Origin of the sequence: Streptomyces yokosukanensis, assembly GCF_001514035.1 — a bacterium.
Lineage (GTDB): Bacteria > Actinomycetota > Actinomycetes > Streptomycetales > Streptomycetaceae > Streptomyces > Streptomyces yokosukanensis.
On the sequence record NZ_KQ948210.1, the window covers coordinates 443,691 to 457,118 of the forward strand.

Below are 13,428 nucleotides of genomic sequence, written 5' to 3' on the forward strand. Positions count from 1 at the left end.
ACGCGTTCAGCCCCGCGCGCCCAGCAGATGGTCCATCGCGAGCTGGTCGAGGCGCTCGAACGCCATGCCGCGCGCGGCCGCCGCAGCCAGGTCGAAGTCCTCGTAGGCGGTGCGGTCGGCGAGCAGGGCCTGCAGTCCGTCGGCCGCCGTCGGCTGGGTCAGCTGGTCCAGCCGTGAGGCACGCAGCGCCTCCTGGACCTGTGGGTCGGCACGGAAGGCGGCCGAACGCTCCTTGAGGATGAGGTAGTTGCGCATGCAGCCGGCCGCCGACGCCCACACTCCGTCGAGGTCCTCGGTCCGCGGCGGCTTGAAGTCGAAGTGGCGCGGCCCGTCGTAGCCGGCGCTCTCCAAGAGGTCGACCAGCCAGAACGCCGCCCGTAGATCGCCGGCCCCGAACCGCAGGTCCTGGTCGTACTTGATACCGGACTGGCCGTTGAGGTCGATGTGGAACAGTTTGCCCGCCCACAGTGCCTGCGCGATGCCGTGCGGGAAGTTGAGCCCCGCCATCTGCTCGTGACCCACCTCGGGGTTGACGCCGTACAGCTCGGGGCGTTCCAGGCGCTCGATGAAAGCGAGCGCGTGGCCGACGGTGGGCAGCAGGATGTCGCCGCGCGGCTCGTTCGGCTTGGGCTCGATGGCGAAGCGGATGTCGTAGCCCTGGGCGGTGACGTACTCGCCCAGCAGGTCGAAGGCCTCCTTCATGCGGTCGAGGGCGGCCCTGACGTCCTTGGCGGCGCCGGACTCGGCTCCTTCGCGGCCACCCCAGGCGACGTACGTCCTCGCACCCAGTTCGACCGCCAGGTCGATGTTGCGGATCGTCTTGCGCAGCGCGTAGCGGCGCACGTCGCGGTCGTTGGCGGTGAACGCGCCGTCCTTGAAGACGGGGTGCGTGAAGAGGTTCGTGGTCGCCATCGGGACGGTCATGCCGGTCGCGTCGAGGGCTTGCCGGAACCGCTTGATGTGCGACTCGCGCTCGGTTTCCGTGGACCCGAACGGGATCAGGTCGTCGTCGTGGAAGGTCACTCCGTAGGCACCCAGCCCGGCCAGGCGCTGCACCGTCTCGACCGGGTCGAGGGCGCGGCGGGTGGCGTCGCCGAACGGGTCCCTTCCCTGCCAGCCGACGGTCCACAGGCCGAAGGTGAACCTGTCCTCGGGGGTGGGCTGGTAGCTCATGCCACGGCTCCTCGCTGCGTACGACTATTTCGTCATGGCCGTTTACAAATTAGTATGCGCTCGCGCCTCTGGGAAGAGACAAGATGTCTTTGTCCCGCAGAGTCGCGGAACGTCGCGGAAAAGGGAGAGCCCGATGTCAGCAGCCGAGGGTCCGCTCGTCGTCGGCGTGGACACGTCCACGCAGTCCACGAAGGCGCTGGTCGTGGACGTGGCCACCGGCCAGGTGGTGGCGAGCGGCCAGGCGTCGCACACCGTGTCCTGCGGCGCGGGCCGCGAGAGCGATCCGCGTCAGTGGTGGGACGCGCTGTGCGAGGCGCTGCGTCAGTGCGGTGACGCGGCGCGCGAGGCGGCGGCGGTGTCGATCGGCGGCCAGCAGCACGGCCTGGTGACCTTGGACGAGCGGGGCGAGCCGGTGCGTCCGGCACTGCTGTGGAACGACCTCCGCTCGGCGCCGCAGGCCCGCCGCCTGGTGGAGGAGCTGGGCGGGCCGAAGGCCTGGGCGGAGCGCACGGGCAGCGTGCCCGGCGCGTCGTTCACGGTCACGAAGTGGGCGTGGTTGGCCGAGCACGAGCCCCGGTCGGTCCGCGCGACGAAGGCGGTGCGCCTCCCCCACGACTACCTCACCGAGCGGCTGACCGGGCAGGGCACGACCGACCGCGGCGACGCGTCCGGCACCGGCTGGTGGGCGTCCGGGACGGAGACGTACGACGCGGAGACCCTCGCGCACGTCGGTCTCGACCCGGCGCTGCTGCCCCGGGTGGTGCGGCCGGGCGAGGTGGCCGGCACCGTGCGCGACAGCCACGACCTGCCCTTCTCCAAGGGGACGCTGGTCGCACCGGGCACCGGCGACAACGCGGCGGCGGCCCTCGGCCTCGGCCTGCGACCGGGCGCCCCGGTGCTCAGCCTCGGCACGTCCGGCACGGTGTACGCCGTCTCCAGGCACCGCCCGACCGATCCGACCGGCACGGTGGCGGGGTTCGCCGACGCGCACGGGGACTGGCTGCCCCTCGCCTGCACCCTGAACTGCACACTCGCCGTGGACCGCGTCGCGGCGCTGCTGGGCCTGGACCGGGAGGCGGTGGAGTCCGGCGGCGCAGTGACCCTGCTGCCGTACCTGGACGGCGAGCGCACCCCGAACCTGCCGAACGCCTCGGGTCTGCTGCACGGACTGCGCCACGACACGACCGCCGGCCACCTGCTGCAGGCCGCCTACGACGGCGCCGTGCACGCGCTGCTCGGCGCGCTCGACCTGGTCCTGGACGAGGACGCGGACCGCAGCACCCCGCTGCTGCTGATCGGCGGCGGGGCACGGGGCAAGGCCTGGCAGCAGACGGTACGGCGGCTGTCGGGCCGGCCGGTACAGGTCCCGCAGGCCAAGGAACTGGTCGCCCTCGGGGCCGCGGCGCAGGCCGCCGGCCTGCTGACCGGCGAGGACCCGGCCGCGGTGGCCCGCCGCTGGAACACGGCCGCGGGCCCGGTGCTCCAGGCCGTGGAGCGGGACCGGGCGACGCTGGAGCGGATCACCGGGGTACTCTCCGACGCGGCCCCCTTGCTGGAGCGGGCCACGGACACCGCGCCGCGCGGGTGAGCCGGGCGGCCGACACCGAGGACTGACTTCAGGCATGACCGCACCGCTGCACGAGACCCGCCCGTCGGGGGCCGCCCGCGCCCTGCCGGACACCCAGCGGGGCATGCGCCGGCGCAACCTGGCCCGTGTGCTGCACGCCGTCAGTGCCGAGGGCTCGCTGTCGCGGGCCGCCGTCGCCACACGCATCGGGCTGACGCGGGCGGCGGTGTCGACGCTGGTGGACGAGCTGATCAGGTGGGGGCTGCTGGAGGAACTCGGTCCGGAGCGGCCGGGCCGGGTGGGCCGGCCCGGTTCGGCGCTCACGGTGAGCGGCCGCGGCCCGGCCGGGATCGGCGCCGAGATCGGCGTCGACCATCTCGCGGTCTGCGCGGTCGACCTGCGCGGCGCGGTCCGCGCACGGGCCGTGCGGCACACGGCGAACCGGGGCCGGGCGCCCGGACCGGTGGTCGAGGAGCTGACCGAGCTGGTGCGCCAGGTCGTCGCGGAGGCGGAGCGGGAGGCGTTGTGGCCCGCAGGGCTCGCGGTGGCCGTGCCCGGGCTCGTGGCCCGCGACGGCCGTACCGTCGTACGCGCCCCGAACCTCGACTGGCACGACACCGATCTCGATCCCCTGCTGCCCGGTGACTGGCCGCTGACCGTGGACAACGAAGCCAACTTCGGTGCGCTCGCCGAGTTGTGGCTCGGTGACGGCACCGCACGGGACTTCCTGCATGTGTCGGCCGAGATCGGCATCGGCGCGGCGGTCGTCGTGGACGGCGGGCTGCTGCGCGGCACCCGCGGCTTCGCGGGCGAGCTGGGCCATGTGCCGGTGCGGCCGGACGGTCCGCCCTGTCCGTGCGGCGGCCGGGGCTGCCTGGAGCAGTACGCGGGCGAGGAGGCGGTGCTGCGCGCGGCCGGGCTGAAGCCGCGCGAGGACATGGTGGGCCTGCTCGCCGGGCGCGCCGAACAGGGCGACGCGAGCGTACGCGCAGCCCTGCGGGACGCCGGTACGGCGCTCGGTATCGCCCTGACCGGCGCGGTGAATCTCCTCGACCCCGAGACGGTGGTCCTCGGCGGCGCCCTGGCCGGCCTCTCCCCCTGGCTGCTGCCCGCCCTGGAGGCGGAGCTGACGGGCCGTACGGCGGGCCCGCCCTGCCCGGTGACGGTGTCCCGGCTGGGCCCGGAGGGCCCCCTGCTGGGCGCGGCGCACTCGGTCGTCCGAGGCGTACTGGACGATCCGGCGGTGGTGGCGGAACGATCCTGACATCTCCGGTGGAGCTGTGAGGGGAGGCCGGGTGGCGGACTGGATGCCACGAGCGCAATGGGTCAGGACACAGCCACAGACACTGCTCGCCTCCTGCGTGCTGGTGCTCGACCGCCAGGACCGCGTCCTGCTGCTGAGGTACGGCCCCGGCAACCCGAGCTCGGGGTCCTGGTGGCTGCCCGGCGGCATGCTGGACCACGGCGAGGACCCCTGGGCCGCGGCGCGCCGGGAGATGCTCGAGGAGACGGGCATAGAGATCGGTCCGGAACCGGTATTGCTCGGCATCGGCCATCGGGGGGATGTACTCGGCACCGGACCGGTGCTCGACTGCCTCTTCCACGCCGGGACCTTGACCGAGGGCGTCCGTGTGCGGCTGAGCGAGGAGCACGACCGGCACGGACTCTTCTCGCTCGACGAGTTGGACGGGCTGCGGCTCACCGCCCGGCGGGCCACGCTCACCGCGCTGCACGCGGCGGCGCGGGAGCGGAGCGTGGTGTACCTGCGGGAGGGCCTGCCGCTGTGACGGGAAGGTCTGACCACGCGGCGCAGTGCTGTGACGCCGTGGACGGCTGGGGACAAACGGCGCGGTGACGGCCGGTGTACACCCGATCGGGTGACCTGGTTTTCCACAAGTGGGGGCTTCTCCACGGAAGCGGTGCGGGCTCTTCTGCCCGACCCACCCGCGCCGTACCGTGATTTTCACGCGAGGCGCAGCCGACGGACCGTCAAGGTCGAGCGGTGCCGGACGGTTGGCGGTACTTCACACACATCGGGTGGCAGTGGACTGACACGCATCGGGGGACACACATGCACGAGCAGACGACCGGGGCGCTGCGGCGCGACGCCGTCGGGTTGCGCGAGGTGCTGTTCCAGAGCGTGACGGCGATGGCGCCGGCCGCCGCGGTGGCCGCGTCGATCCCGGCCGGTGCCGCCTTCGCGGGCGGCAGCCTGCCCCTGGCGGTGCTGATCGCGCTGGTGGCCTGTCTGTTCACCGCGTCCTGCGTGGCCGAGCTGGCACGGGAGCTGCCCACGGCGGGTTCGGTGGCCACGTACGCGGCACGCGGTCTGCATCCCGCCGTCGGCTTTCTCGTCGGCTGGGGCTACGTCTTCGTGGAGATGCTGATCCCACCGCTGCTGCTCCTGCAGCTCGGTTTCACGGCGGCGGGCACGCTGCACGAGCAGTGGTCCTCGTATCCGGCGGATCTGTGGTGGCCGTGGTCCCTGGCGGGCGCCGGAGTGATCGCCGTCGCCGGCTCGTCGGGCATCCGCGCCTCGGCCCGCTTCGGCACAGTCCTCGGTGTCTTCGAGATCGTCGTCTTCCTGGTGTTCGCGGTGCTGCTCATCGGCAAGGCGGGCAGTGCCAACACCCTGTCGGTGTTCGGCACTTCGCACACCGCGGACGGGTACGCCGGAATCAGCGGCGTGTTCGCGGGGTCCGTGTACACGGTGCTGGCCTTCGCGGGGTTCGAGGCGGCGGCGCCGCTCGCCGAGGAGACCCGCGATCCCCGGCGGACGATGCGCCGCGCGGTCCTCGGCGCTGCACTGGGCATCGGCCTGTTCTACGTGATCACGACCTATGCGATGACGGTCTACTTCGGGCCGGACCGGTTCGCGAAGTTCGGCACCTCCGGCGAGGCCTCCTGGGACGGCGTCGCCCGGGCCTCCTTCGGCCTCTTGTGGGTGCTGGTCTTCCTGGCAGTGGTCAACTCCACGATCGCCAACGCCAACGCGTGCGCCAATGTCTCGACCCGTACGGCATTCGCGCTGGCCCGCATCCGCGTCCTGCCCCGCCTGCTCGCCACGCTCCACCCCCGGCACCGCTCCCCCGTGGCCGGTATCGCACTGCAGAGCGTCTTGGCGGTCGGAGTGACCCTGGGGCTGGGCCTCGGCTACGACCCGGTGACCGCGTTCCTGCTGCTCGCCACGGTGATCGTCACGGTCGTCGTCGGTGTCTACATCGTCGTGAACGTGGCCTGCGCCGGTTACTTCCTGCGGGCGGGCCGGTCCGCCGTCAAACCCCTGCGGCATCTGCTGTTCCCGGTGCTGGGCACGGCGGCCTTCGTCCCGGCCCTGCTGACGGCCGCCGGCCTTCCGGTGTTCGACTTCGTCACCGAACTGACGGCCCCGGTGTCCTACGCCGGCCCGATCGTCGGTGCCTGGATGGCCGCGGGCGTGGTGGTGCTCATGCTGCTGATGCGGCGTCACCCCGAGCGCATAGCCGAGACCGCGCGGGTCCACCTCGACGCGGACGACCCGGCGGACCACCGCCAGGACGGGACGGTGCCGAGCTGACCCACCCAGGCCGCGCGTCCGTCCTCCCTCCCCCCCCCCGCCCCGCCAACAGCCCGCCGACGCCCCGCGTCCACGCTGCCCTCCGCCTCGTCGCTGAGCCGTCGACGACCCGCATCCGCCCTCGCCCTCCACCTCCCTGCTGAGCCGCCCCGCCTCGTCGCACGCCCCTCGGCCTGGACAAGCCACGGCCGCGCACGCCCCGCTCCGTCCCACGACCGCCCCGTCAGAAGGGACCACCCCGACGATGACCGACCCCCGGATCCTCACCGTGCGTCCGGAACCGGACGCCTACGCATGGACCTTCGGCGGCGCGCCGCCCATCGCGCGGATCACGCCCGGAACGGTTCTCGACCTGTACACGGAGGACTGCTTCGCCGGGCGGGTGCGCTCCGAGAAGGACCTCGTCTCCGAGGTCTGCGAGTTCCCCTTCCTCAATCCGCAGACGGGCCCCTTCCACATCGAGGGCGCCGAGCCCGGCGACACCGTCGCCGTGCACTTCGTGTCGATCGAACCGGCCCGCGACTGGGCGGCGTCGACGACGGTCCCGCTCTTCGGCGCCCTCACCTCCACACACACCACGGCCACACTGCAGCCCCCGCTGCCGGAGCGCGTCTGGATCTGGCAGCTGGACCGCGTGCGCCGCACCGCCCTGTTCCAGGCCCAGGACAGTGACTTCGAGACGGAGCTGCCCCTGGACCCCATGCACGGCACGGTGGGCGTGGCCCCCGCCAATCTGGAGGTGCGCTCGGCCCTGGTCCCGGACGCGCACGGCGGAAACATGGACACGCCCGAGATGCGGGCCGGCGTCACCTGCTATCTGGGCGTCAATGTCGAGGGGGCCCTGCTCAGCCTCGGCGACGGCCATGCCCGGCAGGGCGAGGGCGAGACCTGCGGCGTGGCGGTGGAGTGCGCGATGAACACCGTGGTGGTCGTGGACCTCCTCAAGGAGGTCGCCACGCCGTGGCCGCGGCTGGAGTCCGACACCCACATCATCTCGACCGGATCGGCCCGCCCGCTGGAGGACGCGTTCCGGATATCGCAGCTCGACCTGGTGCAATGGCTCGTGCGTGACTACGGGTTCAGTGCGCCGGACGCGTATCAATTCGCAACCCAGACCGTCGAATCACCGTTGGCCAACGTGTGCGACACGAACTACACGTGCGTGGCCAAGCTCCGCAAGGAGTGGCTGCCCGCGCGCGAGACGTACCGCGGCGTACACGCGCGGCTGCGGGAGACCGCGCGAGCGCTGCGCGCCTGACACCGACCCCACCCCCCGTGAGGCGCTCGCCGCCCGCCGTGGCGACTCCGCTCCCCCGACATACCCACACCCCGAGGCACATCAAAGCCCCCTGACACCCCCACACCCCGAAAGGCACCCGCCGATGGACATGGACCCGGTCGGCCCGGCACAGTCAGCACAGCCAGCGGAGCAGGCGCGAACAGCGAGCCCGGTTCAGCCGTGGCTGAGCAGGAGACGCCTGTTGCAGGGCGCGGCGCTCGCCGCGGTTCCCTACGCGCTGCTTCCCGTTCCGCGAGCGGATGCACGGTCCGCGCCCGTCGACTACCCGCCCGCCGAGTGGCAGCCGGCGAGCAGTTCCAACTACACCGGGTCCGAGCGCCCCGGCACCTACGCCATCGACCGCGTGATCATCCACGTCACGCAGGAGACGTACGCCAACGCACTGGCGATCTTCGCCAACCCGGAGAAGAAGGTGTCCGCGCACTATCTGGTCCGCTCGGCGGACGGCCATGTCGCCCAGTGCGTGCACGAGGCCGACATCGCCTGGCACGCGGGCAACTGGGAGTACAACACCCGCAGCATCGGCATCGAACACGAAGGATGGGTGGACCAGCCCGCCTATTTCACCAACGCCCTGTACGAGCAGTCGGCGAAGCTCACGGCGGCGATCTGCGACAAGCACGGCATTCCGAAGGACAGGGAGCACATCATCGGCCACTACCAGGTGCCCGGTACCGACCACACCGATCCTGGCCCGAACTGGGACTGGGTCCGGTACCTGAGACTGGTCAACTTCGCCTAGCCGGAAGAGGATGGTCGCAGCACCGACATCAGCGTTTCACCGTCCGGGGAGGCCGAGTTGACCGATCCGTGGGTGGCCCTGGAGCCGGGGGCCGACCCCGCCGAGCGGGTCCGTGCGCTGCGCCGGGCGCACGAGACGTTCACCAGGGCGGGGACGGTGCCGCGGCCGGTTCGGTCGGTGGTGGCGGAGTCGTGGCGGCGCAGCGCGCGGGCCGGTGTCGGACCGGACGGCACCGCCAGCGTCGAGCTGACCGACAGCGACCTCGGCGCCTATCGGGCGGAGCACCCGCTGGCCCGGGTGATGCCGCTGTTCCGGGAGCTGATGGGCACGTTCGCCGCCGACGGCGAGCATCTGCTGGCGGTGTGCGACGCGCACGGCAGGCTGCTGTGGGTCGAGGGGCACCGGGCGACCCGGCGCCGGGCGGACGGGATGAACTTCGTGCCGGGGGCTCGCTGGTCGGAGAGCGCGGTCGGCACCAACGCGCCGGGGACCGCGGTCGCGGTGGACCGCGCGGTGCAGGTGTTCGCCGCGGAGCACTTCATACGGCGGGTCCAGCCGTGGACCTGCGCGGCGGCACCGGTGCACGATCCGCGCACCGGCCGGGTCCTGGGCGCCGTGGACATCACGGGCGGGGACGGTCTGGCCCATCCGCACAGCCTCGGCTTCGTGCAGGCGGTGGCGCGGGCCGCCGAGGCGCAGCTGGCGCTGCTCGCGCCTGCTCCGGCCGCCCCGGGCACGCCGTTGCTCGGTGCGCTGGGACGGGACGAGGCCGAGTTGGTCCTGGACGGCCGCCGGGCCCGGCTCAGCCGCCGACACAGCGAGATCCTCGTGCTGCTCGCCCGACATCCCGAGGGGCTGACCGGAGACGAGCTGCTGTGCGCGCTGTATGCGGACGAGTCGGTGACACCGGTGACCCTGCGTGCCGAACTGGCCCGGTTGCGCCGGGTGTTGGGCACCGGAGTACTGGCCTCGCGGCCGTACCGGCTCGGCGCGGCGGTCGAGTCGGACGTCGCCGTGGTGGAGCGGAGGCTGCGGGCGGGGGCGGTCACGGCGGCGGCGAAGGCGTACACCGGTCCGGTGCTGCCCGGTTCGCAGGCACCGGCGATCGTACGGCTGCGGGAGCGGCTCGCCGACGGGCTGCGCACGGCGCTGATCGCGCGCCGCGACCCGGACCTGCTCGCGGACTGGGCGCACGCGCCGTGGGGCGAGGACGACGTGACGGTGTGGCGGGCGCTCGCGGCGGTGCGGCCCACGGCGCCGGTGCGGGCCCGGCTCGCCGCGCTGGAGGCCGAGCTGACGGCACAGGCCGGCCGGACACCGGGGCGGACCGGCGGCGCAACGTACTTGCAACGTCCGCGCGCCTAGCCTCGCGCCCGACAGCTGCCCAACGGCGGGCAGCGCTGCACCCGGGAGGCAGACCAGCATGACTCGTTACGCGGCGCCGGGCACCGAAGGCGCGATCGTCTCCTACCAGGCGCGCTACGACCACTTCATCGGCGGGGAGTACGTGCCGCCGGTGCGCGGGCAGTACTTCGAGAATCCGTCACCGGTCAACGGCCAGCCGTTCACCGAGATCGCGCGCGGCACCGCGGAGGACGTCGAGCGGGCGCTGGACGCGGCGCACGAGGCCGCGCCCGCATGGGGTCGTACGTCGGCGGCGGAGCGCGGCGACATCCTGCTGAAGATCGCCGACCGTATGGCGGCTCATCTGGAGCCCCTGGCGGTGGCCGAGAGCTGGGAGAACGGCAAGCCGGTCCGGGAGACGCTGGCGGCCGACATCCCGCTGGCGATCGACCACTTCCGCTACTTCGCGGGGGCGATCCGCGCGCAGGAGGGATCGCTGGCCGAGATCGACGACGACACGGTGGCGTACCACTTCCACGAGCCGCTCGGGGTCGTCGCGCAGATCATCCCGTGGAACTTCCCGATCCTGATGGCGACGTGGAAGCTCGCGCCGGCGCTCGCCGCGGGCAACGCGGTCGTCCTCAAGCCCGCCGAGCAGACCCCGGCCTCCATCCACTACTGGGTCGGTCTGATCGCGGACCTGCTGCCGCCGGGTGTGCTGAACATCGTCAACGGCTTCGGCGTGGAGGCGGGCAAGCCGCTGGCGTCGAGCCCGCGGGTGGCGAAGGTGGCGTTCACGGGCGAGACCACGACCGGGCGGCTGATCATGCAGTACGCCTCGGAGAACATCAAGCCCGTCACCCTGGAGCTGGGCGGCAAGTCGCCGAACATCTTCTTCGACGACGTGTGGGCGCACGACGACGACTTCCGGGACAAGGCGCTCGAGGGCTTCACCATGTTCGCGCTCAACCAGGGCGAGGTCTGCACCTGCCCGTCCCGGGCGCTGATCCAGCGCGGTCACTACGCGGACTTCCTTCAGGCGGCCGTCGAACGCACCCGGCAGATCAAGCCGGGCCACCCGCTCGACACCGACACGATGATCGGCGCGCAGGCCTCCAACGACCAGTTGGAGAAGATCCTCTCCTACCTGGACATCGGCCGGCAGGAGGGCGCGAAGGTCCTCACGGGCGGCGAGCGCGTCGAGTACGACGGCGAGTTGAAGGGCGGTTACTACGTCCAGCCGACGATCTTCGAGGGCGACAACCGCATGCGGATCTTCCAGGAGGAGATCTTCGGCCCGGTCGTCTCGGTGGCCTCCTTCGACGACTTCGACGACGCGATCAAGATCGCAAACGACACGCTGTACGGGCTCGGTGCGGGCGTGTGGACCCGGGACGCCAACACGGCCTACCGCGCGGGCCGCGCGATCCAGGCGGGCCGCGTGTGGACGAACTGCTACCACGCCTACCCCGCGCACGCGGCGTTCGGCGGCTACAAGCAGTCCGGGATCGGCCGCGAGACGCACAAGATGATGCTGGAGCACTACCAACAGACCAAGAATCTGCTGGTGAGCTACTCGCCGAAGAAGCTGGGCTTCTTCTAGACACATGGGAAAGGGCGCCTGACCTGAGTTTTCACCTGTCAGGCGCCCTTCGCTCAGCCCGCTCTCGACCGAGCCCGGCTTGCGTACCAACTCCCCGTTCCTCCCACGACCGCACCCTTCCTGACCAGTGCTTCCGGACCAGTCACGGACCAAACCCCCGGTTCAGCCTTCGGGTACGTCACCTTGGCTGACGCGCTGCCACTCGTTCATGGACTGCTCGATGAGGCGGTACGCCTGCTCTCGAAGGCCGTCAAGGAACTTGGCGTAGTGGCGAAAGAGAACCTCGATGCTCTGGCCGGTGCGGCGGGCGCACTCGGCCGGGTCCACTCCGGAGTGGAGCCAGAACGAGATCCCGGCGTGCCGGAGATCGTAAGGTCGCCTGGCCAGGCGAGAGGTGCACTCGGTAAGCGTCAGAGCGTGTTCCCGAGCCCGCGCCCACGTGATGCCGTAGGCGGCAACCTCCTCGTAGTTGCCGGCCTGGTTCCGGAAGAGTCGACCGGCCGCCTAACACCCAAACCCTAGGCAGGCGCGGGTGTCACGCTCCCTGACAGCGCGCGCTGACACCCCCTGACACCTGGCCCTGACACCCGCGCACGGTTCCCCCACGCTCCTGCAGGCGGCTCCAGGAGCGGGGCACTCGTCGCCCTCGCTTGGAAGGCATCAGGGTGCGCCACGACCGCCCTGCACAAGCAAGAGGAGCACGTCACGTCCGCGGGTGGTCTTCCTGCTTGCGTAGGGCGCCTGTACCTGCCCCGGGGACGCCCGCTCCTGGACTGCTGCCCTGCGAGCCTTCCAAGGGGCAGGCGGCAGACGTGGGCAGGTGTCGCCGGGCCTCCCCCGCTCTCTGTGGTTCACCACGGCTTTTCAGGGGCGGGCGGGCAGCCGGGCCCGCGATCCCGCCCCGCCTGAACAGCCCTCCCCCAGCAAAACTTGAGAGTTAAGGGAAAATAGCGTCCGGAGCGTCCGCCGGGGATCGCTCGCCCCCTCTGACCTGCACTTTTTCCGCGGACGCCAAACAGAATGTGTAGCGCCCGCCAACGTCCGGCCACCCTCCGCTACCAAGGGCGCGTTTCCGCAGGTCAACACGGCTCTTAGCATGGGGCCGGTTGCGGACGCTGCCCCTCCGGAACAACGAAGAGACCGCCCATCCGGCCGGGGTGCTCTCTTCGTTCCAGGGCCTGTCCGACGGGTCGCGTCACCGACCCCGCACCCGACGGCACTTTCACCCGAATGGCCCAACCTGACGTGCCACCCACATGGGTGAAGATCAAGCTGACTAGTGCCCCAATCGAGGCAATCCGTGAAAGGGAACCAAATGCGCATTCGACGAATCCTCGCCGCCGTCATCGCCACGGCAGCCCTCGCCGGACTCGGCCTCACAGGCGCCGCCACCGCCAGCGCCGCCACACAGGGTGCGCCATCTTACGTCACCCCTTCTGAGTGCAAGCAGGGCGGCGGAACGGCCGATCTGGCGAACAACCTCTGCAAGGGCGGTAGGCACAACGGGGAGCAGATCGACTGAACCCCACAAGGCGCCCCGCAGCCACGCGCCGCGGGGCGCTCCCGCGCGAGCGTAGCCGGGAGAGTCACAGGGACTGTGCCGACCCGTCGGGCACGCCGGGTCCGAGTCGGCCCGGAAGCACGCCGCGGGCGGGAGCTCCCGAACGCCGCCGCGCGCGGGCGCAGCGAGCTGTCAAGGTTTGCGCGGCCGTAGGCCGCACCTTGTCCGGCGGAGATCGCGGCGCGGCTCGGAATCGCCGAGGGCGAGCTGTGTGTCCGGACGACGTACGAGTTCCTGGCGGACGGCAGGCCCGTGCAGCTGTCCACGAGTTGGGAGTCACGACCAGGGGCGGCCCGTGGAGACGGTGGACATCGTGGTGCCCGTCGCTCATTGCGAGATCGTCCATGAGATCCCGATCAACCGTTGGCGGGCGGGCGACCGGCGGCGCGTTGGATCTTCGAATGCCAGGTCTCAGGCGTGCCCTGCCTGTGCTCCTTCCGTGCCCGACAGACCGGGAAACCACACGACCCCAGAGCAGCAGACCCGCCCGCCTGGCGGGACACGGCCAAACCTCCCCGCCCAACGTGGTCACAGAGTGGGTCCGAGGCCTGTCTGCAGCCGACGGCGGCCGGGCCGGCCGAC

General features: G+C 71.7%; 10 protein-coding genes and 1 pseudogene. 10 read left to right on the top strand and 1 reads right to left on the bottom strand.

Going from position 1 to position 13,428, the window contains the following annotated elements:
- Positions 1-6 precede the first annotated feature (6 nt).
- On the bottom strand, positions 7-1,173 hold the full coding sequence (gene xylA, locus AQI95_RS14790; protein WP_067122614.1) for a xylose isomerase: 1,167 nt from the start codon (positions 1,171-1,173) through the stop codon (positions 7-9).
- Positions 1,174-1,306: 133 nt separating this feature from the next.
- Here xylA and xylB point away from each other — a divergent pair, with 133 nt between their 5' ends.
- The 10 genes and pseudogenes from xylB to AQI95_RS44810 all read left to right on the top strand — a co-directional run.
- Positions 1,307-2,761: a xylulokinase gene (gene xylB / locus AQI95_RS14795; RefSeq protein WP_067122617.1), complete on the top strand. Its 1,455-nt coding sequence runs from the start codon at positions 1,307-1,309 to the stop codon at positions 2,759-2,761.
- A gap of 34 nt (positions 2,762-2,795) precedes the next feature.
- Positions 2,796-4,004, top strand: a complete 1,209-nt coding sequence (locus AQI95_RS14800) for an ROK family transcriptional regulator (protein ID WP_067122620.1) — start codon at positions 2,796-2,798, stop codon at positions 4,002-4,004.
- Between the two features lie 43 nt (positions 4,005-4,047).
- Positions 4,048-4,527 (top strand): NUDIX hydrolase, encoded by a 480-nt coding sequence (locus AQI95_RS14805; protein WP_067123151.1) that lies wholly within the window; start codon positions 4,048-4,050, stop codon positions 4,525-4,527.
- 284 nt (positions 4,528-4,811) lie between these two features.
- A complete protein-coding gene (locus AQI95_RS14810) occupies positions 4,812-6,296 on the top strand; it encodes an APC family permease (RefSeq protein WP_067122623.1) in 1,485 nt (494 codons plus the stop codon).
- A gap of 244 nt (positions 6,297-6,540) precedes the next feature.
- On the top strand, positions 6,541-7,554 hold the full coding sequence (locus tag AQI95_RS14815; RefSeq protein ID WP_067122625.1) for an acetamidase/formamidase family protein: 1,014 nt from the start codon (positions 6,541-6,543) through the stop codon (positions 7,552-7,554).
- Between the two features lie 223 nt (positions 7,555-7,777).
- Positions 7,778-8,338, top strand: coding sequence for an N-acetylmuramoyl-L-alanine amidase (locus AQI95_RS14820; protein WP_341849467.1), 561 nt, complete (start codon positions 7,778-7,780; stop codon positions 8,336-8,338).
- A gap of 57 nt (positions 8,339-8,395) precedes the next feature.
- A complete protein-coding gene (locus AQI95_RS14825) occupies positions 8,396-9,703 on the top strand; it encodes a helix-turn-helix domain-containing protein (protein WP_067122628.1) in 1,308 nt (435 codons plus the stop codon).
- A gap of 58 nt (positions 9,704-9,761) precedes the next feature.
- The gene (adh, locus tag AQI95_RS14830) at positions 9,762-11,285 is read left to right on the top strand and encodes an aldehyde dehydrogenase (RefSeq protein ID WP_067122632.1); all 1,524 of its coding nucleotides are present in this window, start codon (positions 9,762-9,764) and stop codon (positions 11,283-11,285) included.
- Between the two features lie 1,315 nt (positions 11,286-12,600).
- Positions 12,601-12,807: a hypothetical protein gene (locus AQI95_RS14840; RefSeq protein WP_067122638.1), complete on the top strand. Its 207-nt coding sequence runs from the start codon at positions 12,601-12,603 to the stop codon at positions 12,805-12,807.
- Positions 12,808-13,005: 198 nt separating this feature from the next.
- Positions 13,006-13,210: pseudogene (locus AQI95_RS44810) on the top strand (hypothetical protein); the annotation flags it as partial.
- Positions 13,211-13,428: the final 218 nt, after the last annotated feature.

Coding starts and splice junctions, on each gene's coding strand:
- AQI95_RS14800 (WP_067122620.1), top strand. CDS start 2,796: ATGACCGCACCGCTGCACGAGACCCGCCCGTCGGGGGCCGCCCGCGCC.
- AQI95_RS14840 (WP_067122638.1), top strand. CDS start 12,601: ATGCGCATTCGACGAATCCTCGCCGCCGTCATCGCCACGGCAGCCCTC.
- AQI95_RS14815 (WP_067122625.1), top strand. CDS start 6,541: ATGACCGACCCCCGGATCCTCACCGTGCGTCCGGAACCGGACGCCTAC.
- xylA (WP_067122614.1), bottom strand. CDS start 1,173: ATGAGCTACCAGCCCACCCCCGAGGACAGGTTCACCTTCGGCCTGTGG.
- AQI95_RS14810 (WP_067122623.1), top strand. CDS start 4,812: ATGCACGAGCAGACGACCGGGGCGCTGCGGCGCGACGCCGTCGGGTTG.
- adh (WP_067122632.1), top strand. CDS start 9,762: ATGACTCGTTACGCGGCGCCGGGCACCGAAGGCGCGATCGTCTCCTAC.
- xylB (WP_067122617.1), top strand. CDS start 1,307: ATGTCAGCAGCCGAGGGTCCGCTCGTCGTCGGCGTGGACACGTCCACG.
- AQI95_RS14805 (WP_067123151.1), top strand. CDS start 4,048: ATGCCACGAGCGCAATGGGTCAGGACACAGCCACAGACACTGCTCGCC.